This is a genomic window from Vibrio rotiferianus (assembly GCF_002214395.1).
Lineage (GTDB): Bacteria > Pseudomonadota > Gammaproteobacteria > Enterobacterales > Vibrionaceae > Vibrio > Vibrio rotiferianus.
Genome location: NZ_CP018312.1, coordinates 392,184 through 415,558, shown reverse-complemented (window position 1 = coordinate 415,558; position 23,375 = coordinate 392,184). Strand labels below are relative to the sequence as shown.

General features: G+C 44.0%; 21 protein-coding genes. 10 read left to right on the top strand and 11 right to left on the bottom strand.

Going from position 1 to position 23,375, the window contains the following annotated elements:
• Positions 1-14: 14 nt before the first annotated feature.
• From BSZ04_RS11065 to BSZ04_RS11055, 3 genes are all read right to left on the bottom strand, one after another.
• Positions 15-785, bottom strand: coding sequence for an ABC transporter permease (locus tag BSZ04_RS11065; protein WP_088880397.1), 771 nt, complete (start codon positions 783-785; stop codon positions 15-17).
• Positions 785-1,702, bottom strand: coding sequence for an ABC transporter ATP-binding protein (locus BSZ04_RS11060; protein WP_088880396.1), 918 nt, complete (start codon positions 1,700-1,702; stop codon positions 785-787). Before BSZ04_RS11060 ends, BSZ04_RS11065 begins: the two co-directional genes overlap by 1 nt.
• A 240-nt stretch (positions 1,703-1,942) precedes the next feature.
• The gene (locus tag BSZ04_RS11055; protein ID WP_088880395.1) at positions 1,943-3,613 is read right to left on the bottom strand and encodes a SulP family inorganic anion transporter; all 1,671 of its coding nucleotides are present in this window, start codon (positions 3,611-3,613) and stop codon (positions 1,943-1,945) included.
• A 284-nt stretch (positions 3,614-3,897) separates the two neighbouring features.
• Here BSZ04_RS11055 and can point away from each other — a divergent pair, with 284 nt between their 5' ends.
• Positions 3,898-4,566 (top strand): carbonate dehydratase, encoded by a 669-nt coding sequence (gene can / locus BSZ04_RS11050; RefSeq protein WP_010450166.1) that lies wholly within the window; start codon positions 3,898-3,900, stop codon positions 4,564-4,566.
• A gap of 88 nt (positions 4,567-4,654) precedes the next feature.
• Here the strand turns inward: can and hpt are convergent, their stop codons facing one another.
• Positions 4,655-5,185, bottom strand: a complete 531-nt coding sequence (gene hpt, locus BSZ04_RS11045) for a hypoxanthine phosphoribosyltransferase (RefSeq protein ID WP_010450168.1) — start codon at positions 5,183-5,185, stop codon at positions 4,655-4,657.
• Between the two features lie 319 nt (positions 5,186-5,504).
• Here hpt and BSZ04_RS11040 point away from each other — a divergent pair, with 319 nt between their 5' ends.
• Positions 5,505-6,119: a LuxR/HapR/OpaR family quorum-sensing transcriptional regulator gene (locus tag BSZ04_RS11040; RefSeq protein ID WP_010450170.1), complete on the top strand. Its 615-nt coding sequence runs from the start codon at positions 5,505-5,507 to the stop codon at positions 6,117-6,119.
• Positions 6,120-6,411: 292 nt separating this feature from the next.
• Here BSZ04_RS11040 and lpdA read toward each other — a convergent pair whose 3' ends face one another.
• The 5 genes from lpdA to ampD form a co-directional block, all read right to left on the bottom strand.
• Positions 6,412-7,842, bottom strand: coding sequence for a dihydrolipoyl dehydrogenase (lpdA, locus tag BSZ04_RS11035; protein WP_005438019.1), 1,431 nt, complete (start codon positions 7,840-7,842; stop codon positions 6,412-6,414).
• 243 nt (positions 7,843-8,085) lie between these two features.
• Positions 8,086-10,008, bottom strand: a complete 1,923-nt coding sequence (gene aceF, locus BSZ04_RS11030) for a pyruvate dehydrogenase complex dihydrolipoyllysine-residue acetyltransferase (RefSeq protein ID WP_088880394.1) — start codon at positions 10,006-10,008, stop codon at positions 8,086-8,088.
• A 30-nt stretch (positions 10,009-10,038) separates the two neighbouring features.
• Positions 10,039-12,702, bottom strand: coding sequence for a pyruvate dehydrogenase (acetyl-transferring), homodimeric type (aceE, locus tag BSZ04_RS11025; RefSeq protein ID WP_010450177.1), 2,664 nt, complete (start codon positions 12,700-12,702; stop codon positions 10,039-10,041).
• 55 nt (positions 12,703-12,757) lie between these two features.
• A complete protein-coding gene (pdhR, locus tag BSZ04_RS11020) occupies positions 12,758-13,525 on the bottom strand; it encodes a pyruvate dehydrogenase complex transcriptional repressor PdhR (RefSeq protein ID WP_005446261.1) in 768 nt (255 codons plus the stop codon).
• Between the two features lie 404 nt (positions 13,526-13,929).
• The gene (gene ampD / locus BSZ04_RS11015; RefSeq protein WP_038885735.1) at positions 13,930-14,481 is read right to left on the bottom strand and encodes a 1,6-anhydro-N-acetylmuramyl-L-alanine amidase AmpD; all 552 of its coding nucleotides are present in this window, start codon (positions 14,479-14,481) and stop codon (positions 13,930-13,932) included.
• Positions 14,482-14,573: 92 nt separating this feature from the next.
• Between ampD and nadC the strand changes: the two genes are divergently transcribed.
• The 8 genes from nadC (at position 14,574) to yacG (ending at position 21,645) form a co-directional block, all read left to right on the top strand.
• Entirely contained in the window at positions 14,574-15,461 is an 888-nt protein-coding gene (gene nadC, locus BSZ04_RS11010; RefSeq protein WP_088880393.1) for a carboxylating nicotinate-nucleotide diphosphorylase, read from the top strand.
• Between the two features lie 227 nt (positions 15,462-15,688).
• Positions 15,689-16,138, top strand: coding sequence for a pilin (locus BSZ04_RS11005; RefSeq protein WP_088880392.1), 450 nt, complete (start codon positions 15,689-15,691; stop codon positions 16,136-16,138).
• A 3-nt stretch (positions 16,139-16,141) separates the two neighbouring features.
• A complete protein-coding gene (gene pilB, locus BSZ04_RS11000) occupies positions 16,142-17,827 on the top strand; it encodes a type IV-A pilus assembly ATPase PilB (protein ID WP_088880391.1) in 1,686 nt (561 codons plus the stop codon).
• Positions 17,828-17,840: 13 nt separating this feature from the next.
• Positions 17,841-19,064: a type II secretion system F family protein gene (locus BSZ04_RS10995; protein WP_088880390.1), complete on the top strand. Its 1,224-nt coding sequence runs from the start codon at positions 17,841-17,843 to the stop codon at positions 19,062-19,064.
• A 70-nt stretch (positions 19,065-19,134) separates the two neighbouring features.
• A complete protein-coding gene (locus tag BSZ04_RS10990) occupies positions 19,135-20,004 on the top strand; it encodes a prepilin peptidase (protein WP_010450189.1) in 870 nt (289 codons plus the stop codon).
• Positions 20,005-20,619: a dephospho-CoA kinase gene (gene coaE / locus BSZ04_RS10985; RefSeq protein WP_088880389.1), complete on the top strand. Its 615-nt coding sequence runs from the start codon at positions 20,005-20,007 to the stop codon at positions 20,617-20,619. It begins immediately after the preceding gene.
• Positions 20,620-20,647: 28 nt separating this feature from the next.
• A complete protein-coding gene (gene zapD, locus BSZ04_RS10980) occupies positions 20,648-21,388 on the top strand; it encodes a cell division protein ZapD (RefSeq protein WP_045393845.1) in 741 nt (246 codons plus the stop codon).
• A gap of 62 nt (positions 21,389-21,450) precedes the next feature.
• Entirely contained in the window at positions 21,451-21,645 is a 195-nt protein-coding gene (yacG, locus tag BSZ04_RS10975; protein WP_088880388.1) for a DNA gyrase inhibitor YacG, read from the top strand.
• Between the two features lie 575 nt (positions 21,646-22,220).
• On the opposite strand, the gene rplS is transcribed toward yacG, so the two are convergent.
• Both rplS and trmD read right to left on the bottom strand, forming a co-directional pair.
• Positions 22,221-22,574, bottom strand: coding sequence for a 50S ribosomal protein L19 (gene rplS / locus BSZ04_RS10970; RefSeq protein ID WP_005379971.1), 354 nt, complete (start codon positions 22,572-22,574; stop codon positions 22,221-22,223).
• 41 nt (positions 22,575-22,615) lie between these two features.
• Complete coding sequence (gene trmD / locus BSZ04_RS10965; protein WP_010450200.1) at positions 22,616-23,359, bottom strand: tRNA (guanosine(37)-N1)-methyltransferase TrmD; 744 nt, start codon at positions 23,357-23,359, stop codon at positions 22,616-22,618.
• Positions 23,360-23,375 lie beyond the last annotated feature (16 nt).

Below are 23,375 nucleotides of genomic sequence, written 5' to 3'. Positions count from 1 at the left end.
CAATTCTTTGTGTATTAGCTTCTTAAACCAATTCCTTTGGTCACCAAATAATGAGCCACACTATAAAGCGCGACCACAAATACCGTCAGTACGCTAAACGAAGTGACAATACCCACGTCGGACACACCAAGGAAGCCATAACGGAAAGCATTCACCATATAGACGATAGGGTTCAGTTTAGACACCCCTTGCCAAAACTCAGGCAATAGACTGATTGAGTAAAAAACACCGCCGAGGTAAGTCAGTGGCGTCAATACAAACGTCGGGATGATGGAGATATCATCGAACGTTCTTGCGTAAACCGCGTTAATCAAGCCACCGAGTGAGAATACAACCGAAGTCATAAATACCGTCGCGATAATGATGCCCCAGTGATCCACTTGCAAATCAACAAAGAACAGCGACACGAACGTTACGATAGTCCCCACCAGCAAACCACGAACGACGCCCCCCATAACAAAACCAAGAATGATGACGTAGTTCGGCACTGGCGCTACTAGTAGCTCTTCAATGTTACGCTGAAACTTAGAGCTAAAGAACGACGACGCGACATTAGAATACGAGTTGGTGATCACCGACATCATGATCAAGCCCGGCACGATGTATTCCATGTAACTAAAGCCGTTCATTTCACCAATACGAGAACCAATTAGGCTACCGAAGATGATGAAGTACAGCGTCATCGTAATCGCTGGCGGCACAAGAGTTTGCACCCAAATTCGTGTAAAGCGATTGATTTCTTTCGTTAGCAGGCTACAAAAAGCGGTCCAATATAACTTGTACATTATTGGTTACCTCCACGTACGATGCTGACAAACAGCTCTTCCAAACGGTTTGCTTTGTTACGCATAGAGAGTACTTTCACCCCACTGTCTGAAAGTTGACTGAATACTGAGTTCAGACCGTGGCTCTTGTCCAACTCAATCTCTAGTGAACCATTGATCATCGTTTGGCTATTCACACCCGCAAGCTCTGGCATCTCACCATCACACTCGACATCGAGGATGAAAGTTTCAACACGAAGTTTTCCGAGTAGCGCTTTCATCGTTGTGTTCTCGATCAGCTGACCTTTATTGATGATACCAATGTTACGACATAGCATTTCTGCTTCTTCAAGGTAGTGAGTCGTTAGAATGATAGTAATGCCCTGCTCTTGGTTAATCTCCTTCAAGAAATCCCACATTGAGCGACGTAATTCGATATCCACACCTGCTGTTGGTTCATCAAGGATCAACAGCTGCGGCTCATGCATCAAAGCGCGAGCAATCATCAAACGACGTTTCATACCACCCGATAGGTTACGTGCACGCTCTTTGCGTTTTTCCCATAAGTCGAGCTTAGTCAGGTACTTTTCTGCTCGCTCTCGTGCAAGCGTTTTGGATACACCATAGTAACCTGCTTGCTGCATCACAATCTGTTCGACCGTTTCAAACTGGTTGAAGTTAAACTCTTGCGGTACCAAACCTAGATTTTGCTTCGCTAGTTCGAGGTGTGTATCGATGTCGTAACCGAAAACCTTAACCGTACCGGAAGTTTTGTTTACCAAAGAAGAGATAATGCCAATCGTAGTGGATTTACCAGCACCATTCGGCCCTAAAAGCGCGTAGAAATCACCTTTTTCTATTGTTAGGCTAATGCCCTTCAACGCTTCAAATCCGCCCGCATAAGTCTTGCGAAGCTGTTCTATTTCTAATGCGTACATTGCGTAATCATTGCCATCTGTTGATGAATCGTGAATGCCAATACCTTTAGGGGCTCATTGATAGCGACTAAAAAGTCGAAAGCGGTATTGCACTGAAGTTGAATTAGTTTATCGTTGAATAACGATGAACACAAATAAACCTTTCCATAAAATTAGAAATAACTATAAGTTTCCTTAACTCTATATACGAAAAAGCGCCACCAAATCTCTCTGGTAGCGCTTTTAAGTAAACCACTTAGACTACATGGTTAGCATTTGATGCTCATCTGTTTCTACATGCTTTATCGCCGCATTCAATGCTTCGTAACGGAACTTGTAGGTGTTTTCATCAGGAACTAAATCTATCACGTGGAACTTCTCTAACTGTTCACGAGTACGTTGATTTGGACACAGTAGGTAAACTGCACAGTTTGCATCTAGAGCATCTTTAATCGCGTTTTCTAGCGCCAGACCTACCGTCACATCAATCATAGGTACATCAGTAAGATCGAGGATCATCACTTCATAGTCAGAGATACTCGAATGCTGACGAGAAATGGCTTTCGATACGCTGAAGATCATTGGCCCCGAAAGATAGAAGAACAACACTTTGCCATTCGCTCTATCTAGTATGCCTCGCTCACTGTCTGTTAGCGGCACATCGTCTTCATCCGCATCACTGATTGCCTTCACTTGGCGAGCTTGCTCGCGGCTTAAACGCTCAATAATGATGATGTTAGAAATAAACACACCAAGACCGACCGCAACAATCAAATCGACGAACACCGTTAGGAACATCACGCCATACATGACTGCCATACCAGGAAAGCTGACTTTATGGGCACGTTGAATGAAGCTCCAATCAAGAATGTTGAAACCAACGTACACCGCGATACCCGCGAGCACTGCCATTGGGATTGGCTCAGTCAACCCGCTTGCAACCAAAACCACCAGCGCAAGGATCAACGCACGAATCACTCCAGATAATGGCGAGCGTGCGCCAACTTGGATATTGGTTACTGTGCCCATGGTGGCACCAGCTCCAGGCAGCGCGCCAAACAGACCAGAAATCATGTTTGCTAAACCTTGGCCACGTAATTCCTTATCTGAATCATGCTCTTTACGCGTCAGAGAGTCACCAATAACGGCCGTCAATAAGGTATCAATACAACCAAGCGTACCCAGTACCAAAGCATCAATGACCATCTCCGTGAACATAGCAGGATCGATATGCGGCACAACCAAAGATGGTAAGCCTGCCGGAATTTCACCAATACGGCGAATGTCTTCTGCGTCAAATAAAATGACAGAAAGCAGCGTGACGGCAACAAGAGCCACTAGCTGAGCGGGAACGTATTTACGATAGTGTTTTGGGAAAAAGAATAAGATACCTAACGTCAGCAAGCCCAAAAATAGCTCACTAAACTTCAGGTTTGAAATCGTGTCTGGTAACGCAGAAAGCGTCCCGATAACCCCACCGGAAGGGGCAGCATGGCCTAATAAAGGTGATAACTGCAAGATAATCAGAATCACACCGATACCGGACATAAAGCCTGATATCACACTATAAGGCATTAATGTGATGTACTTACCTAGCTTCAATGTACCGAGAACAACTTGGAACGCCCCCGCCATCATGACAACGGTGAAGGTCATGGCCATGCCCGTTTCTGGATACTTAGCCATCATGCTAGTCAGTACCGCGGTCATGATCACCGTCATTGGACCGGTTGGTTCAGAAATCAGGGTATTCGAGCCACCAAACAGCGAAGCAAAAAGCCCCACCATGATCGCTCCCCACAGCCCCGCTTCCGCGCCTGCACCCGACGCTACACCAAAGGCTAACGCAAGAGGAAGTGAAATGATGGCTGTTGTTACACCACCAAACAGATCCCCTTTCAAGTTGATATCCTTAAAGCGACTACCGAACATTGAATTTGCTCCCTGCATAAAAAAGACAAAATGCCATCAATCTATCAAATATTTCGATGTAGAAAAAAACCAAATATAACCATGTAACTAGTAAGCTCATTCGTTTAATGAATGATGACTGCATATTTTATGATTTTAACGGCGAGAACTCGTCAGATGAGTCATCTTTGATGGATATTTAACGGGATCGAAATTGTAACATTGTGTATAGTTACAGCGCTGATCGCTTTATAAGCAAGCTTGAGCGATGAGCTTTTTGAATTATTAGGGAAGTAGATTGCCAGATGCCGGAAATTAAACAATTATTCGAAAATAACTCGAAATGGTCGGAAGAAATTAAATCTGATCGTCCAGAATATTTTGCAAAGCTAGCGGAAGGTCAGAAGCCTGATTTTCTTTGGATTGGATGTTCTGATAGTCGTGTACCTGCAGAACGATTAACCGGACTTTTTTCTGGCGAGCTTTTTGTTCACCGAAATGTAGCGAATCAAGTGATCCATACCGACCTAAACTGCCTTTCGGTTGTGCAATATGCGGTCGATGTATTAAAAGTAAAACATATTATTGTTTGCGGCCACTATGGCTGTGGTGGCGTTAACGCAGCTATCGACAACCCTCAACTTGGTCTTATCAATAACTGGCTCCTTCACATCCGAGATCTCTACTTTAAACACCGAACTTATCTAGACCAAATGCCTGTCGAAGACCGCGCGGATAAACTTGGTGAAATCAACGTAGCAGAACAAGTCTACAACCTGGGTAACTCGACCATTATGCAAAATGCTTGGGAACGTGGTCAGGATGTAGAAATTCATGGCGTGGTGTACGGGATTGAAGATGGTCGCCTTGAATATTTAGGTATTCGTTCAAACTCAAAAGAGACCGTTGAAGCCTCTTACCAAAAAGCGCTCTCAACCATTCTTAACTCAGACAACAAATTGCTTTGTCGCTGAGTTAAAAAGTATCAGCCGAACCAAATAAAAGAAAACGCCCGTTAATTTCTTAACGGGCGTTTTTGTATTCTTCTAGTAAGAGTAATGATTACTCTTGTGGTACCACTTTACCAATGAACGGTAGGTGGCGGTATTTTTGAGCGTAGTCGATACCCACACCAACCACAAACTCGTCTGGAATCGCAAAGCCAACGTAATCAACTGGCACTTCAACTTCACGACGTGATGGCTTGTCTAGCAGCGTACAGATAGCAATCGACTTTGGTTCACGTAGAGAAAGAATCTCACGGATCTTGTTCAGCGTATTACCCGTATCAATGATGTCTTCAACGATCAGGACATCTTTACCTTTGATGTCATCATCTAGATCTTTAAGGATACGCACATCACGAGAGCTTTCCATCGTGTTACCGTAGCTAGAGGCAGTCATAAAGTCCACTTGATGAGTCAGATCAATTGCACGCGCCAGATCCGCCATAAATACAAATGAACCACGAAGCAAACCAACCAAAACTAGATCTTCACTGCCTTGGTAACGTTCTGTAATTTGCTTGCCTAATTCGCGAATACGTTCCTGAACTTCTTGCTCAGAAATCATAACTTCTACTGTATGTTTCATACTGTGCTCAATATTCTTGTGAGTTGAGGTTGGTCGTACGCAAACGATCACCTTTTTACGCAGCGTAGTGTAACACCACGAGTAGAGCGATAAAAGCGCTCTTCACCACCAAGAAATTTTTAGACCTACATCTAAGTTTTCACAAGCAGTTGATGAAAAACGCCACAGTAATGACATTCCTATCGATAATTTTCTGATTGCATATTGACCTTAATAATATGCACCATTACACTCATCAAGCTTTAAGCAATCATTAGAATAATTAAATATAAGCGTATTAAACGCGAAATAATCAACTCAAATGGCAAGGATATTTAATATGGACTCAATTGCAAAGAGGCCTCGTACTAGGCTTTCGCCTCTTAAACGTAAACAACAACTGATGGAAATCGCTCTAGAAGTATTTGCTCGTCGCGGCATTGGCCGTGGTGGTCATGCGGATATTGCCGAGATCGCTCAAGTTTCTGTTGCGACTGTATTTAACTACTTCCCGACTCGCGAAGATTTGGTGGATGAAGTTCTGAACCACGTTGTTCGTCAGTTCTCTAACTTTTTGTCTGATAATATTGACTTAGACATTCATGCTCGTGAGAACATCGCCAACATCACTAATGCAATGATTGAGCTAGTAAGCCAAGATTGCCACTGGCTGAAAGTATGGTTTGAGTGGAGTGCTTCAACACGTGATGAAGTATGGCCACTTTTTGTAACTACAAACCGTACCAACCAACTGCTAGTGCAAAACATGTTCATTAAGGCAATCGAACGTGGTGAAGTATGTTCTGAGCATGAACCAGAGCACTTGGCAAACCTCTTCCATGGCATCTGTTACTCTTTATTTGTGCAAGCAAATCGTTCTAAGAGTGAATCTGAACTAGCTAGCTTAGTTAATTCTTACCTAGATATGCTTTGCATCTACAACCGCGACCATTAAGCTGAAACGCGAATTTGATTAAATCAAAGGCTGATACTTAGGTATTGGCCTTTTTTGTTTTTGATAAGCGATAAGCGATAAGCGATAAGCGATAAGCGATAATAATTTGTCTTTCTTGAAACAAGTCAACTCCTTTAGAGCCGACCCTCTTTCATTAGCCTTCCCACAACCAGCTCTCGATTCCTAAAGCGGAGCACTCCCGAACCTCCAAACGTAGCGTTCTTTTCTTCCAATAAAAAACCGCTGACGAATCAGCGGTTTCTAAAAACATTAGCGAGTAGCTAAGAAAAAGTTACTTTTTCTTTTTAACTGCTTTTTTGTTTGGAAGGTCAGTGATTGAACCTTCAAATACTTCAGCAGCTAGACCTACAGACTCATGTAGAGTTGGGTGAGCGTGGATAGTTAGTGCAATATCTTCTGCATCACAACCCATCTCGATAGCCAGACCGATTTCACCAAGCAGTTCGCCACCGTTAGTACCAACGATAGCACCACCAATTACGCGGTGAGTTTCTTTATCGAAGATTAGCTTAGTCATACCGTCTGCACAGTCAGATGCGATTGCACGACCTGATGCTGCCCATGGGAATGTTGCCACTTCGTAGTTGATGCCTTCCGCTTTCGCTTCTTTCTCAGTCTTACCAACCCATGCTACTTCTGGCTCAGTGTAAGCAATTGAAGGAATAACTTTAGGATCGAAGTAGTGCTTCTTACCAGAGATAACTTCTGCCGCTACGTGGCCTTCATGCACACCTTTGTGAGCAAGCATTGGTTGGCCAACTACGTCGCCGATCGCGTGGATGTGAGGAACGTTAGTACGCATTTGCTTATCAACGTTGATAAAGCCACGCTCGTCCACTTCAATACCCGCTTTTTCAGCATCGATAAGTGCACCGTTTGGTACACGACCGATAGCAACAAGAACGGCATCGTAGCGCTCAGCTTCTGCTGGTGCTTTTTTGCCTTCCATTGAAACGTAGATACCGTCTTCTTTCGCTTCAACTGCTGTTACTTTAGTCTCAAGCATTAGCTTGAACTTGTCTTTAATGCGCTTAGTGAAGACTTTAACGATGTCTTTATCTGCAGCAGGGATAACTTGGTCAAACATCTCTACTACGTCTACTTTAGAACCTAGAGAGTGGTAAACCGTACCCATTTCTAGACCGATGATACCACCGCCCATGATAAGCAGTTTTTCTGGTACTTCTTTTAGCTCTAGTGCATCCGTTGAATCCCAAATACGTGGATCTTCGTGCGGGATGAATGGCAGTTTGATTGGGCGAGAACCTGCAGCAATGATAGCGTTGTCGAAGTTAACTGTTGTTGCTTCGCCTTCACCTTCTACAAGGATAGAGTTAGGGCTTGTGAACTTACCGTAGCCGTTTACTACAGTAACGTTACGCATCTTAGCCATACCGCTAAGACCGCCAGTCAGTTGGTTTACAACTTTCTCTTTCCAGATACGGATTTTGCTGATGTCTGTTTGTGGTTCGCCAAACACAACACCGTGCTCAGCCATCGCTTTTGCTTCTTCGATAACTTTTGAAACGTGAAGAAGTGCTTTAGATGGAATACAACCAACGTTTAGACACACACCGCCAAGAGTGCTGTAACGTTCAACTAGTACTGTTTCTAGACCTAAGTCCGCACAACGGAATGCAGCTGAGTAACCAGCAGGACCAGAACCAAGTACAACAACTTGGGCTTTAATTTCTTTGCTCATTGTGACCTCTTGTAGTCATTATCCCTAACAGGCTGAGTAGATGTTCTTAAATTATTAGGCTTTCAAACGATCAATATTTTACAGAGATGTTAACAGTGTGAAAGCAGCTTTAAGTTAGCCTGTGAGCTAGACAACAATTCATCTTTCAGATTCTGAACGATATTAGAAATTGTCGTCTAAAAATAGTCTTTTATATAAAGAAGTAAGGTGACCCGAAAGCCACCTTAACTATTACTTTCTAAATTACAGTACTAGGCGACGAATGTCTGATAGAGCACCGTTTAGGAAAGTAATGAAGCGTGCACCTTCTGCACCATCAATCACACGGTGGTCGTATGATAGAGACAGTGGAAGTTGTAGGCGTGGTTCGAACTCTTTGCCGTTCCACACTGGCTTCATTTCAGACTTAGATACACCTAGGATACCTACTTCTGGAGCGTTTACGATTGGCGTAAATGCCGTACCGCCGATACCACCAAGGCTAGAGATTGTGAAACAACCGCCTTGCATGTCAGCTGCAGTTAGCTTACCAGCACGTGCTTTCTTAGATACAGCCATTAGCTCTTCAGACAGCTCGTAGATGCCTTTCTTGTTCACGTCTTTAAATACAGGAACAACTAGACCGTTTGGCGTATCTACCGCAATACCTACGTTCACGTACTTCTTAAGAATGATGCTTTCGCCATCTTCAGATAGAGAAGAGTTAAACGCTGGGAACGCTTCTAGTGCTTTCGCTACCGCTTTCATGATGAACACAAGTGGAGTGATCTTCATGCCAGTATCTTTCTTCGCTTCGATTGCGTTCTGTTCTTTACGGAATGCTTCTAGCTCAGTGATGTCAGCGTTGTCCCACTGTGTAACGTGAGGGATCATTACCCAGTTACGGTGTAGGTTAGCACCTGAGATCTTCTTGATCTTAGAAAGTTTCTGAACTTCAGTCTCACCAAACTTGCTGAAGTCAACTTTTGGCCAAGGTAGTAGACCAAGAGCTGAACCGTCACCGCCTTTACCAGATGCCGCAGCACCAGACTCAAGACGCTTAAGTGCATCTTTAACGTAAGCTTGAACGTCTTCTTTTAGGATACGGCTCTTACGACCAGTACCTTTAACCTTAGATAGGTTAACACCGAATTCGCGAGCAAGACGACGAACAACTGGAGATGCGTGTGCGTAGTCATTGTTCTCTTGGAAATCGTTCGCTGCAGGTGCCGCCGCTGGAGCTTCAGCTTTTGGTGTAGGAGCTGATGCTGGAGCAGGTGCTACCGCTTGAGCTGGAGCCGCCGCAGGAGCAGGTGCTGCACCTTCAACAACGAAAGTCATAATTAGAGAGCCAGTCGTTACTTTGTCGCCTTCAGCAATCTTGATCTCTTTAACTGTACCTGCGAATGGTGCTGGTACTTCCATAGAAGCTTTGTCGCCTTCAACAGTGATTAGAGATTGCTCTTCTTCTACTGTATCGCCAACTTTAACCATGATCTCAGTAACTTCTACTTCGTCACCACCGATATCTGGAACGTTAACTTCTTTTTCGGCTGCGGCCGGCGCTCCGGATGCCGCAGGAGCTGCTGCTGGAGCCGCTTCAACTGCAGGAGCAGCTGCTACTGGTGCACCAGAGCCTGCTACTTCAAATACCATCACAAGAGAGCCAGTTGTTACTGAATCACCTTCAGCAATCTTGATCTCTTTAACCGTACCTGCGAATGGTGCTGGTACTTCCATAGAAGCTTTGTCGCCTTCTACAGTTAGAAGTGATTGCTCTTCTTCTACTGCATCGCCAACTTTTACCATGATCTCAGTAACTTCTACTTCGTCGCCACCGATATCAGGAACGTGAACTTCTTTAAGCTCGTTTGTAACTGGGGCCGCTGCTGCTGGAGCTGGAGCTGCTGCTGGAGCCGCTTCCGCCGCAGGAGCAGGTGCAGCGTCAGCTGCACCCTCGGCTTCGAAAATCATGATAAGAGAACCAGTCGTAACAGAATCACCTTCTGCTACTTTGATTTCTTTAACGATACCTGCTTGAGACGCTGGAACTTCCATAGAAGCTTTGTCGCCTTCAACAGTGATCAGAGACTGTTCTTCTTCAACCTTGTCGCCAACGCTTACAAGAATCTCAGTAACTTCAACCTCATCCGCACCGATGTCAGGTACATTAATTTCGATTGCCATTGCTTATTTACCTTCTAGTTAAGCGCTGTATTAAGCGTAAAGTGGGTTTGTTTTTTCAGTGTCGATGTTGAACTTAGCAATTGCTTCAGCAACAACAGACTTCTCAACATCACCACGTTTCGCTAGTTCAGTTAGTGCTGCAACTACCACGTAGCCTGCATTAACTTCGAAGTGACGACGTAGGTTCTCACGGCTGTCTGAGCGACCGAAACCGTCAGTACCAAGAACTTTGTAAGACTCAGTAGGCATGAATGCACGTACTTGCTCAGCGTAGTTCTTCATGTAATCCGTCGCAGCGATTGCTGGTTCGTTACCAAGAACAGTAGTGATGTAAGGTACTTTCGCTTCAGCTTCTGGGTGAAGCATGTTGTAACGCTCTGCATTTTGACCATCACGAGTTAGCTCGTTGAATGAAGTTACAGAGAACACGTCAGATGCTACGCCGTACTCTTCGCTTAGGATAGTCGCTGCTTTACGTACTTCGTTCATGATAGTACCAGAGCTCATTAGCTGAACTTTACCCTTAGCACCTTCGTGAGACTCAAGCTTGTAGATACCTTTACGGATGCCTTCTTCAGCGCCTTCTGGCATTGCTGGCATTGCGTAGTTTTCATTCATTACTGTTAGGTAGTAGTAAATGTTTTCTTGCTCAGGACCGTACATACGACGGATACCATCTTGCATGATTACTGCCAGCTCGTAAGCGAATGTTGGGTCGTAAGAGATACAGTTCGGGATAGTGTTCGCTTGAATGTGCGAGTGACCATCTTCGTGCTGTAGACCTTCACCGTTCAGTGTTGTACGACCAGCTGTAGCACCTAGTAGGAAGCCACGAGCTTGTTGGTCACCTGCTAGCCATGCCATGTCACCAATACGTTGGAAACCGAACATTGAGTAGTAGATGTAGAACGGGATCATTGGCAGATCGTTTGTGCTGTAAGAAGTAGCAGCAGCAACCCAAGATGCCATTGAACCTAGTTCGTTGATACCTTCTTGAAGAACTTGGCCTGATGTTGCTTCTTTGTAGTAAGAAACGATGCCTTTATCTTCCGGTGTGTATTCTTGACCGTCTGGGTTGTAGATACCCACTTGACGGAATAGACCTTCCATACCGAACGTACGCGCTTCATCACAGATGATAGGAACAATGTTCTTACCGATGTTCTTGTCTTTAAGCAGAATGTTCAACGTACGTACGTAAGCCATAGTTGTTGATATTTCACGCTTCTGAGCACCTAGTAGAGGAGCGAACTCTTCTAGTTCTGGTACTTTGAACTCTTGTGTGAAGTTAGGTAGACGCTGTGGCGTGTAACCTTTCAGAGCTTTACGACGAGCATGCAAGTATTCGTACTCAGCAGAACCTTCTTCCAGTTTCAGGTATGGAAGCTCAGCCACTTTCTCATCAGAAAGAATGTCTTGTAGACCTAGACGATCACGTAGGTATTGTACGTGAGTCATGTCCATCTTCTTAACACCGTGAGCGATGTTCTTACCTTCAGCCGCTTCGCCCATGCCGTAACCTTTAACAGTCTTAGCTAGGATTACTGTTGGCTTGCCGCTTGTTTCTTTTGCATTGTTAAATGCAGCAAACAGCTTAGAAGAATCGTGACCACCGCGCTTCAATTCGAAGATTTGGTCGTCAGTCATGTCTGCAACTAGTGCAGCTGTTTCTGGGTACTTACCAAAGAAGTGCTCACGTACGTATGCGCCATCTTTAGATTTGAATGTTTGGTAGTCGCCATCGATCGTCTCGTTCATAAGCTGTAGTAGCTTACCAGTCGTATCTTTAGCTAGTAGTGCATCCCAGTTGTTGCCCCAGATAACTTTAACTACGTTCCAACCAGCACCTTTAAACAGACCTTCAAGCTCTTGAATGATCTTACCGTTACCCATTACAGGGCCGTCTAGACGCTGTAGGTTACAGTTGATTAGGAAACATAGGTTGTCTAGCTTCTCACGCGCAGCGAAAGAGATAGCACCACGTGATTCTGGCTCATCCATCTCACCGTCGCCTAGGAAAGCGTATACACGTTGAGCAGAAGTATCTTTCAGGCCACGGCCGTTTAGGTACTTAAGGAAACGCGCTTGGTAAATAGCAGAGATTGGACCAAGACCCATAGATACTGTTGGGAACTGCCAGAACTCAGGCATTAGTTTAGGGTGCGGGTATGAAGGTACGCCTTTACCGTCTACTTCTTGACGGAAGTTGTCTAGCTGCTCTTCAGTTAGACGGCCTTCAACGAATGCACGAGAGTAGATACCCGGTGAAATGTGACCTTGGTAGTAAACTAGATCGCCACCGTCCGTCTCGTTTGGAGCACGGAAGAAGTGGTTGAAACAAACTTCGTAGAACGCTGCTGCTGACTGGTAAGAAGCCATGTGACCACCAAGGTCTAGGTCTTTCTTAGAAGCACGCAATACGATCATGATTGCGTTCCAGCGAATAATCGAACGAATACGACGCTCAAGAGTTACATCACCAGGGTAAGCTGGCTCTTGTGCAGCTGGAATAGTGTTGATGTAGTTTGTGTTGATGCCAGTTGGCATATCAACGCCGTCTAGACGTGCTTTTTCTAGAACGGTTTCTAGTAGAAACTGTGCACGTTCTACACCTTCTTCACGAACAACGGATTCAAGGGCTTGTAGCCAATCTTGAGTTTCCAGTGCATCTACGTCATGCTTCATGTCAGACATGGCGATCTATCCTTCTGTTGGTTGGATCTACTTATTTAAGTAAGCGGTTCTTGTGTTAAGAATCGTTACCTTGCTGAATTCGACGCAGAGAACGCTCTCGTCGAGACTCTTCTCGAGTCAAATCCAACAATGTTTCTTCAATATAAGCTAAATGTGAGTGAGACATTTCACGTGCCTTTTCAGGCTGACCAGAAACAATCGCATCCACGATATTAGCTCTGTGTTTACTTACTTTATCGACCACTTCATCGCGGCGATGTAAGAGCTTTAGATTCTGTAAAACATTTTGCTCAAGCAAAGGGGCAAGACTACGAACAATATGAAGCAGGACGACATTGTGTGCCGCTTCGGTCAAAGCAATCAGAAACTGCATAACCGCAGCAGCTTCTGCCTCAACGTTATCGCCTTTTTGCTCTTCACTGATTTGATTCAAGCATGCCTGAATACGAGCAAAATCCTCATCGGTACCACGTAATGCTGCAAAGTACGCTGAAATGCCTTCCATCGCATGACGCGATTCAAGTAGGTCTAACTGCGTTTCGGAGTGAGTTGACAATAAGTTCAATAAAGGATCTGAAAAGCTTTTCCAGATGTTTTCGCTAACGAATGTGCCACCGCCTTGACGACGAGTAAGCAGACGTTTTGCTTCTAAACGCTGAATGGCTTCACGGACAGATGGACGAGACACATCGAACTGCTTAGCGAGTTCGCGCTCTGGTGGCAACTGCTGCCCCGGAGAGAGTGTTCCTTCCACAATCAACCTTTCTAGCTCTTGTTCAATAACATCAGAGAGCTTTGGCTGACGAATCCTTTGATAAGCCATAATTTATTGTTCTTCTACTCTTGCAGGTAATTGGTAATACCAATTTTAAGTTGGTGCAGAAATTAACATAATTAAAACGTTACTGTCCAGCCAAAAATTGACCTAAATCATAGAACAGACCTACAACCAACACTTTGATAACAATCGCCCATTAAAACAGCAATAAAATTGGTATGACCAATTACATAAACAAAACAGTTGGGGAGTATGCGTGCTAGTGTTTTTGGTAAAGAAATACAAAAAATGACAAAAAATTTCGTTTACTTATCCACCAAGATTGCGTTTTAGCACTCAAAATGTAGTTAACTTTTAACAAGTGCTCATATTTCTTGTATCGAAAAAAGGCATACTTGAGTGTATGCCTTATTTGTTTCTGTTTTTTGAATTTACACTTTCGCTACAAATTAGCGTTTTATCTGGCGCCGGAACTTGACCCAGTCAAAGCTTAGACCAGGATCGGCTTTTCTCAAGGGAGCGATATACTGATGCCCCGTAATTCTCGGTAAAGTAATTTTTGGGTAGGAATGCATGACAGCTTGGGTCAAAGCAGTAAGTGATTGATATTGTTCTTCGGTATAGGCAATAAACTCGGTGCCTTCGAGTTCAACTCCAATGGAATAATCGTTACAACGTTCACGGCCAGCAAAGCTGGATTGCCCGGCATGCCATGCTCGGTCTAAAAAAGAAACAAACTGAACAATCTCGCCATCGCGCTTAATTAAACAATGTGCCGAAACGCCCATTTTGTGAATTACCTCAAAAAATGGATGGGCGCTGGGATCAAGACTGCCTGTAAAGAAGTCCTCGATGTAAGGACCACCAAATTGCCCCGGCGGTAAACTGATGTTATGAACCACCAGCAGAGAGATGTCTTCTTTGTCTGAACGAGCATCAAAAAATGGCGATGGAACGTGCTTTGCCTTCGTCAACCAACCATTCTCGATTTTTAGGCACATATCAACCTCTCTACTTTGCAAATTAACTGCTGAAATTATTGACACCGGAGAGTATCATTCGTTGCCATCTCCCTTTCAAGACAAGATTTGCGATGAAGAACACACACAACAGCCAAGAACGCCTAGAATACCTTAAGCAACAGCTTCCAATAGAAATCACTCGTGCCGTAGCCGATACCCTAAAAGAAGACCTAGGTGGCGTATTGGATGCAGACAAAGACATCACCGCATCGCTTATCCCCGCTGACGCTATTAACACTGCAACCATCATCACTCGTGAACACGGTGTGTTCTGTGGTCAAGCTTGGGCAGATGAAGTATTCAAACAACTGGGTAGCAAAGTGACCATCGAGTGGCATGTAAAAGATGGCGACAAGGTAGAACCGAACCAAACGCTTTGTACCCTAACTGGCCCTGCTCGTGATTTGCTCACTGGCGAGCGCAACGCAATGAACTTTATTCAAACCCTTTCAGGTTGCGCGACCATTACCGCTGAGTATGCAGAGAAAATTGCTCACACTGAATGCCGTCTATTAGATACTCGTAAAACGATTCCTGGCCTACGTAGCGCGCTTAAATACGCAGTAGCTTGTGGCGGTGGTTTCAACCATCGTATCGGTGTGTTCGATGCATACCTTATTAAAGAAAACCACATCATTGCATGTGGCGGTATTACTCAAGCGATCACTACCGCGAAAGCATTGAACCCAGGTAAGCCTGTTGAGGTTGAAACGGAAAGCTTGGACGAGCTAAAACAAGCGATCGAAGCGGGTGCAGACATCATCATGCTAGACAACTTCACTACAGATATGATGCGTGAAGCAGTTGCTATCAACGCTGGCCGTGCCGCGTTAGAAAACTCTGGCAACGTGACACTAGAAACCATCGCTGAATACGCAGAAACCGGCGTAGATTACATCTCTGTAGGCGCTTTGACTAAGCACCTAAAAGCGATGGATCTTTCGATGCGCTTCAAGTAACGAACGTAAAATTCGTCACTAAAAAATGACTAATATGGAGAGGAGCTTAGGCTCCTCTTTTTATTTCTAAGCTCAAAATTCATCGCAAAAGAATGTAAGCAAAATGTAACAACAAGTGAAAGATACCTAAGCGACTCGAATCTATAGACTCATTGTATTTTAAGCCACCCCTGTTCTTTTTAGTCTTCCCGCCATGCAAGGTGCATCTGGAATAAAAGGAATCACACATGAACGTAACCAAACGAAAAATACAGAAAGGCTTTACACTGATCGAATTAATGATTGTTGTGGCTGTCATTGGAGTACTCGCCGCAATCGCAATTCCTCAATATCAAAATTATGTCGCCAAGTCCGAGCTAGGTTCTGGCTTAGCTACCATTACTTCGATCAGAACTAACGTTGAAGATTATGTTGTCACCAATGGGGCATTCCCAGATGGCACCACTGCAGGTCAAAAGCCGACAGACCTGGGTGTTATTCAACCAGGTAACGGTACAATTCGTTTCGTGAAAGCAAAAGGTCAACTATTGCTTACCTTTGCATCGACAGGAAACAGCCCTGACGTAAATAGCGCAAAAATTGCATTGGTTAGAGCTTCAGGCGGTACATGGACTTGTAAATCAACCTTAGATGCTCCTCTACTGCCTAAGTCCTGCACAAAAGACGCTACGCTATAAGCTATGCAAGCAAGTTTAGTTAGCGCTCTTAGCAAGGCCGGATTATTGACTCCAGCGCAGCAGGCGTCTATAGCTAAAGAAACAGAGTCCTTAGGCATTGAGTTGCCTGAGGCTCTTACTCGTTTGAAGCTATTTTCACCGCAAGAACTGAGTGAAACATTAGCCAATATATTTGGGCTAAGGGTCGTCAGTATAGATAATTATGACTACCACTCAATATGTTCACAGTTAAACCAGCGGGAACTCATTACTCTCCATAATGCACTGCCTTTAAAGCGCTCAAACTCAACACTTCTGTTAGCCATCGCAGACCCAACGAATTTACAAGTAGAGGAAGATTTCCGATTTGCCACGGGGTTGCAAATCGAACTTGTTTTAGTGGACTGGCACATATTGCAATCATCGATTAGAAGAGTATATGGCAAAGCCCTTTCTCAAGAGCATGCAAGTCCGAGAGATATCAACCAAGACGAACTCATCAACCTCGTTGAACTGGATGACAATGAACTAGATACGATTGAAGATTTAAGCCAAGATAGCTCACCTGTCAGTCGTTATATCAACCAAATCCTTCTAGATGCTGTACGGAAAGGGGCGTCGGACATTCACTTTGAGCCTTATGAAAGCATTTACCGAGTGAGGCTTCGATGTGATGGTATTCTCATGGAAGTACAACAACCTCCAAGTCACCTTAGTCGTCGCTTATCCGCTCGACTAAAAATCCTATCCAAGCTCGATATTGCTGAAAGACGCTTACCTCAAGATGGTCGAATTAAGCTAAAACTTAACAACGATACCGCTATTGATATGCGAGTTTCGACACTTCCGACCTTATTCGGAGAGAAGATCGTTTTAAGGTTACTCGATAACAGTTCGGCATCATTAGCCATTGACCATCTAGGCTACAGCGAGGCACAGAAACAGGCATACCTACAAGCTCTCAGCCGCCCCCAGGGCATGATATTGATGACGGGACCAACCGGAAGTGGCAAAACCGTCTCTCTTTATGCTGGCTTAAACATTTTAAATCAACCAGAAGTGAATATATCTACCGCTGAAGATCCTATCGAAATCAACTTACTAGGTATCAACCAAGTTCAAATCCAGCCAAAAATAGGATTCACATTTGCAGAAGCCCTACGCTCATTTTTAAGACAAGACCCTGACATCGTTATGGTTGGAGAAATTCGAGATATTGAGACCGCAGAAATAGCAATGAAGGCCTCTCAAACTGGCCATTTAGTGCTGTCCACCTTGCATACCAACTCTGCCGCAGAAACTGTCACTCGCTTGAGTAATATGGGCATCACCAACTATAACTTGTCTTCTTCACTGAGCTTAGTGATTGCTCAGAGGTTAGCTCGTAAGCTCTGCAATCATTGTAAAAAAATCACAAATAGCTCAAACCAACAACTGCTAGATATAGGAATTACGGATGAAGTAATTTATGAAGCAAATACAAGAGGTTGTAGCGAGTGTAACAATGGATATTTTGGCAGAACTGGCATTTATGAAGTTATGATCTTTGATGAACCACTCATTCAAGCGGTCGCTAACGGAATAACTAGCTCCCAACTCGAGAAACTCGCAGTAAAAAATGGAATGCATACGCTAAAAATGTCAGGCATAGCAAAGTTGAAGCAAGGCATAACCAGCCTAAACGAACTACAGCGAGTTCTATTTTTGTGAGTAAAAAGACCAGATGAAAACCAAACAACCGAATCTTAGAAACTTTCGTTGGAAAGGCATCAACAGCTCTGGAAAGCAAACATCAGGTCAACTTCTTGCTTTAACAGAACAAGAAGTTAGAGAGCGCTTGATAGCACAACATATTAAAATCAGAAAGCTAAAGAAATCTAATATTTCCTTGGTTACCAAGCTTAGTCATAAAGTCAAAGCAAAGGACATCACTATTTTCACTCGGCAAATCGCAACAATGCTCGCCACTGGTGTTCCTATTGTTCCGGCATTAAAACTGGTTTCGGAAAACCACCGTAAAGCAGAGATGAAATCCGTTCTTATCAGTATTAGCAAAGCCGTTGAAGCAGGAACGCCAATATCCAAAGCCATGCGCCTTGCCAGCCATCACTTTGATCCGCTTTATACTGACCTAATATCCACAGGAGAACAATCTGGTAACTTATCGCAGGTTTTTGAACGCCTAGCCACTTACCGAGAAAAAAGCGAACAACTAAAAGCGAAAGTGATTAAAGCACTTATCTACCCTGTAATGGTTATCTTCGTTGCTCTAGCAGTTTCATACCTGATGCTGACCCAGGTTATTCCTGAATTTGAAAAAATGTTTGTTGGGTTCGGAGCCGATCTCCCTTGGTTCACCAAACAAGTCCTTAACTTATCCTCATGGATGCAAATTTGGGGGCCTTTTATACTATCAGGCTGCATAGCCGTCGTTCTATCCAGTCGTTTTTTAGCTAAACGTTCTGATTCGTTTCGGTTAGTCCTCGCAAAAAATGTTCTCAAACTACCAGTCTTAGGTGGGGTCTTATCTAAAGCCGCTATAGCAAAGTTTAGCCGAACCCTCGCCACCAGTTTTAGTTCAGGAATACCAATACTCACGAGCTTAAAAACCACTTCGAAAACATCGGGGAACTTACACTACCAACTCGCGATAGAAGAGGTTTATCGCAATACTGCTGCAGGGATGCCTGTTTATATCGCGATGCGAAATTGCAATGTGTTTCCTGAATTAGTTTTGCAAATGGTTATGATTGGAGAAGAATCCGGTCGCTTGGACGATATGCTCAATAAAGTCGCTACTATTTACGAGTTTGAGGTCGACAATACAGTCGATAACTTAAGTAAGATCCTAGAGCCCTTAATTATTGTTTTTCTTGGTGTTGTCGTTGGAGGTTTAGTCACAGCAATGTACTTACCAATCTTTAACTTGATGAGCGTATTGGGATAGAATGATCCTTTAGCAATTAATCCCATCAAAACAGCACTTTGCTATTTGATTCATCGCGCAAGAGAAAGATATGGAAGTATTCCAGTACTACCCATGGCTATTCGTTGTATTTGCCACGATTTTTGGTTTGATCGTAGGCAGCTTCCTCAACGTTGTTATTTATCGACTACCCAAAATCATGGAACTAGAATGGCGACGCGAGTGCGCTGAGTCATTTCCTGAATACAAGATCGAGCCACCAAAAGAGACGTTAACGCTAAGTGTGCCGCGTTCATCTTGTCAGCAATGTGGTACACACATTCGCATCAGAGACAACATCCCTGTGATCAGTTGGCTATTACTCAGAGGTAAATGCCACAACTGCCAGTCTTCTATTAGTGCTCGCTACCCTCTTGTCGAACTGCTTACTGCGTTTTGTTCGGGTTTTATCGCCTTTCATTTCGGTTTTAGCTACTTCACTGCGGCCCTTATTTTCTTTACCTTTGTACTGATAGCCGCCACATTCATCGACCTAGATACGATGTTGTTGCCGGATCAACTCACGCTGCCATTAATGTGGGCAGGTATTGCACTTGCTCTCGTGGGTATAAGCCCTGTTAGCCTGCAAGACGCCGTTATTGGAGCTATGGCGGGTTACCTCTGCCTCTGGAGTGTTTACTGGGCATTCAAACTGCTAACTGGCAAAGAAGGTATGGGCTACGGTGATTTTAAACTACTTGCAGCATTAGGAGCTTGGTTAGGTTGGCAATCTTTGCCAATGATCATTTTGCTTTCATCAGTGGTAGGCGTCATCTTTGGTCTTATTCAATTGCGTTTGCAGAAGCAAGGCATCGAAAAAGCCTTTCCTTTTGGTCCTTACCTTGCAATCGCGGGTTGGGTAAGCCTAATTTGGGGCAATCAAATCCTTAACTGGTACTTTACGTCAATTCTAGGAGTGTAAATGGCTTTTGTTATTGGCCTAACTGGCGGTATTGCAAGTGGCAAAACCACCGTGGCAAACCTATTCAAGCAACAATTCAAGATTGACATTGTCGATGCCGATATCGTAGCTCGTGAAGTTGTGGAACCAAATACTCCTGGCCTCAACGCCATTATCGAGCACTTTGGTACTGATATTGTTCACGATGATCAAACTCTTGATAGAGCAAAGCTAAGAGAAAGAATTTTCTCTCATCCCGAGGAAAAAGCTTGGCTCAATGGCTTATTACATCCAATGATCAGTGAAAAGATGATCGAAGACCTAGAGCAAGTTACATCGGACTATGCGCTTTTGGTGGTTCCTTTATTAGTAGAGAATAAGTTGGATAGCTTATGTGATCTCGTCCTTGTTGTTGATGTAGAACCTCAAACTCAAATATCCAGAACAGTGAAGCGAGATAACGTTAGCGAAGAGCAAGCAAAAGCGATCGTGGCTTCGCAAGCATCTCGAGAGCAACGACTCGCTCTAGCTGATGATGTGGTTAAGAATAACCCAAATGACCCTGAACTTTTGCTTCAAATCACAGATTTGCACGAAAAGTACCTAGCCATGTGTAAGAAAAATCTGCGAAAATAGGAAATGAAATTCGATAGGGCTTAAGTTGATGACCACGCACAAATTTGAACATCCTTTAAATGAGAAAACTCGCATCTATTTAAGAGTTGAGTCTTTGCTGCGTCAGGCTCACTTAGCCTCTGGTTTTACCGACAACCATCAATATCAACTTTTCTTTCGTTCGATATTCGATATGCTCGAGATCTTTGAGCAAATTCAATTGAAAAGTGAGCTGGCAAAAGATCTTGAGAAACAACGTCTCGCTTATCGAAATTGGTTAAATGTAGATGGCGTCGATCAAGAGGCGCTTAGTGCTCTTCTAAAAGAGATAGACACTATTCATGAACATCTCATGCGTGCTGAACGTTTTGGTCAATCCTTAAAAGAAGATCGTTTTTTAAGCTCAATCCGCCAGAGGTTTAATTTACCTGGTGGCTCATGCTGCTTTGATCTTCCAGCTCTGCATTATTGGTTACACCTCCCAATAGAACGAAAAAAGCATGATGCGAATCAATGGCAATCAAGTTTAAAGCCTTTATCTGATGCTCTATCTCTATGGTTGAAGCTCACTCGTGAAACTGGCCACTTCAAAGCACAGATAGCTCGTGCAGGCTTTTTCCAAAGTGACGCTGAAGATGCGAATATTCTACGTCTGCATATTCCTATGGAATACGGTGTCTATCCGATGATTTCAGGACACAAGAACCGCTTCGCGATTAAATTTATATCATTTGAAAGTGGTCAAGCTTGTACTCAAGACGTTGAGTTTGAACTCGCCGTTTGTAGCTAAGCGCAACTCGCACTACTATTGCCATAACACCTTTGAACACCGAATAAATAGGACGAATGACGATGTCTAAAATTACAGTCGTTCCATGCCCACAATGTGGTGCCGACGTAGAGTGGGGAGAGAAAAGTCCTCACCGCCCTTTCTGTAGCAAACAGTGCCAAATGATTGATTTTGGTGAATGGGCTGACGAAGAAAATACCATTCCTGGCGCACCAGATATGTCGGACAGCGATGGTTGGTCTGAAGACCAGTACTAAAAAATTGAGAGGCTAGGTACAAGAACGCTACGCTTCGAGAATAATAGAGAGGGGTTGATGTGAGAGCATCGGCCCTTTTTGTTTTTTAGTACGCCTAAAGAGAGATTCCCGACAATGCTCCTTCGTCGCTTTCGGGAATGACACCGTTTGGGTTCATTTGTTTTTTATTCGTCATCCTCAAAAACGAGAAACGAGTGAGCTGGAGAGCTCTTCATTACTCTAACCTCGCGAAGAACAAACCCACTGCTCAGGTACAGAGCTCTGTATTCCCATTCATCGCAACACAAGAGTTCCACTCAAAGAGATTTCTGACAACGTACCTTTGTTGCTTCCGAGAGTAACGCTGTTTGAGTTCATTTATTTGTTTTTTTATTCGTCATCCTCAAGAGCGAGGGACGAGCGAGTTGGGAATCCCTTTTTACTCTCTCTCAGAGGACAAATGCCGCTCACTAACCGAAGCGCTCCACTATATCAGAGCAAGTATTCCTGACTCTCGAAGCACTGCGCCCTTTTTCGCGCATAAAAAAACGGAGCCCATTTGGGCTCCGTTTACGATGAGAACGCTAGTTATAGCATTACTTCTTAGCAAGTTTCTCTTTGATACGAGCAGACTTACCAGAACGCTCACGTAGGTAGTACAACTTGGCACGACGTACTGCACCACGGCGTTTAACTTCGATGCTATCAACGATTGGAGAGTGTGTTTGGAACGTACGCTCAACACCTTCACCGTTAGAGATCTTACGTACAGTGAAAGCAGAGTGAAGACCACGGTTACGGATTGCGATTACAACGCCTTCGAAAGCCTGTAGACGCTCACGGTCACCTTCTTTAACTTTAACCTGAACTACAACAGTGTCACCTGGTGCAAATTTAGGTAGGTCTGATTTCATTTGCTCTTCTTCAAGAGCTTTGATGATGTTACTCATTTTTTAAATTCCTAGAATAAACTGATACTAAATAAATTAGGTTACTTTGCGTTATGTTCACTAATGAACTCAGCAAGTAATTGTTCCTGTTCGTCAGTCAGAGCTAGGTTTTCCAGGAGCTCTGGTCTTCTAAGCCAAGTTCGGCCCAGCGACTGTTTTAGTCGCCATTGACGAATGTCCTTGTGATTGCCTGACATCAGTACCGCTGGTACCTCTTTGTCATCCAATACTTCTGGACGCGTATAGTGAGGGCAATCTAACAAGCCATTTGCAAAAGAATCTTCTTCTGCTGACGCGAAATCCCCTAGTACACCCGGAACAAACCGAGAGACAGAATCGATCAACGTCATGGCTGGTATCTCACCACCCGTCATCACAAAATCACCAATCGACCATTCTTCGTCGACTTCAGATTGAATGATGCGCTCATCTACCCCTTCGTAACGACCACAAATCAGAAGTAAATTCTCATTCGTTGCCAGTTCTTCGACTCCTTTCTGGTCGAGCTTGCGACCTTGAGGAGAAAGGTAAATGACTTTCGTCTTACCCGGTGAGGCTGCTTTCGCGGTATGAATGGCATCGCGCAAAGGCTGAACCATCATTAACATACCAGGACCACCACCGTAAGGTCGGTCATCGACAGTGCGATGTTTGTCGTGAGTGAAATCGCGAGGATTCCAAGTCTCAATAGACAAAAGACCTTTTTTAACCGCTTGACCTGTTACTCCATAATCAGTAACAGAACGGAACATTTCAGGAAAAAGGCTAATTACGCCAACCCACATGTTTATCTCGCTCTGT

Coding starts and splice junctions, on each gene's coding strand:
- aceE (WP_010450177.1), bottom strand. CDS start 12,702: ATGTCTGACATGAAGCATGACGTAGATGCACTGGAAACTCAAGATTGG.
- BSZ04_RS11040 (WP_010450170.1), top strand. CDS start 5,505: ATGGACTCAATTGCAAAGAGGCCTCGTACTAGGCTTTCGCCTCTTAAA.
- pdhR (WP_005446261.1), bottom strand. CDS start 13,525: ATGGCTTATCAAAGGATTCGTCAGCCAAAGCTCTCTGATGTTATTGAA.
- ampD (WP_038885735.1), bottom strand. CDS start 14,481: ATGTGCCTAAAAATCGAGAATGGTTGGTTGACGAAGGCAAAGCACGTT.
- BSZ04_RS11005 (WP_088880392.1), top strand. CDS start 15,689: ATGAACGTAACCAAACGAAAAATACAGAAAGGCTTTACACTGATCGAA.
- lpdA (WP_005438019.1), bottom strand. CDS start 7,842: ATGAGCAAAGAAATTAAAGCCCAAGTTGTTGTACTTGGTTCTGGTCCT.
- zapD (WP_045393845.1), top strand. CDS start 20,648: ATGACCACGCACAAATTTGAACATCCTTTAAATGAGAAAACTCGCATC.
- yacG (WP_088880388.1), top strand. CDS start 21,451: ATGTCTAAAATTACAGTCGTTCCATGCCCACAATGTGGTGCCGACGTA.
- pilB (WP_088880391.1), top strand. CDS start 16,142: ATGCAAGCAAGTTTAGTTAGCGCTCTTAGCAAGGCCGGATTATTGACT.
- nadC (WP_088880393.1), top strand. CDS start 14,574: ATGAAGAACACACACAACAGCCAAGAACGCCTAGAATACCTTAAGCAA.
- aceF (WP_088880394.1), bottom strand. CDS start 10,008: ATGGCAATCGAAATTAATGTACCTGACATCGGTGCGGATGAGGTTGAA.
- BSZ04_RS11065 (WP_088880397.1), bottom strand. CDS start 785: ATGTACAAGTTATATTGGACCGCTTTTTGTAGCCTGCTAACGAAAGAA.
- BSZ04_RS11055 (WP_088880395.1), bottom strand. CDS start 3,613: ATGTTCGGTAGTCGCTTTAAGGATATCAACTTGAAAGGGGATCTGTTT.
- hpt (WP_010450168.1), bottom strand. CDS start 5,185: ATGAAACATACAGTAGAAGTTATGATTTCTGAGCAAGAAGTTCAGGAA.
- BSZ04_RS10990 (WP_010450189.1), top strand. CDS start 19,135: ATGGAAGTATTCCAGTACTACCCATGGCTATTCGTTGTATTTGCCACG.
- BSZ04_RS11060 (WP_088880396.1), bottom strand. CDS start 1,702: ATGTACGCATTAGAAATAGAACAGCTTCGCAAGACTTATGCGGGCGGA.
- can (WP_010450166.1), top strand. CDS start 3,898: ATGCCGGAAATTAAACAATTATTCGAAAATAACTCGAAATGGTCGGAA.
- BSZ04_RS10995 (WP_088880390.1), top strand. CDS start 17,841: ATGAAAACCAAACAACCGAATCTTAGAAACTTTCGTTGGAAAGGCATC.
- trmD (WP_010450200.1), bottom strand. CDS start 23,359: ATGTGGGTTGGCGTAATTAGCCTTTTTCCTGAAATGTTCCGTTCTGTT.
- rplS (WP_005379971.1), bottom strand. CDS start 22,574: ATGAGTAACATCATCAAAGCTCTTGAAGAAGAGCAAATGAAATCAGAC.
- coaE (WP_088880389.1), top strand. CDS start 20,005: ATGGCTTTTGTTATTGGCCTAACTGGCGGTATTGCAAGTGGCAAAACC.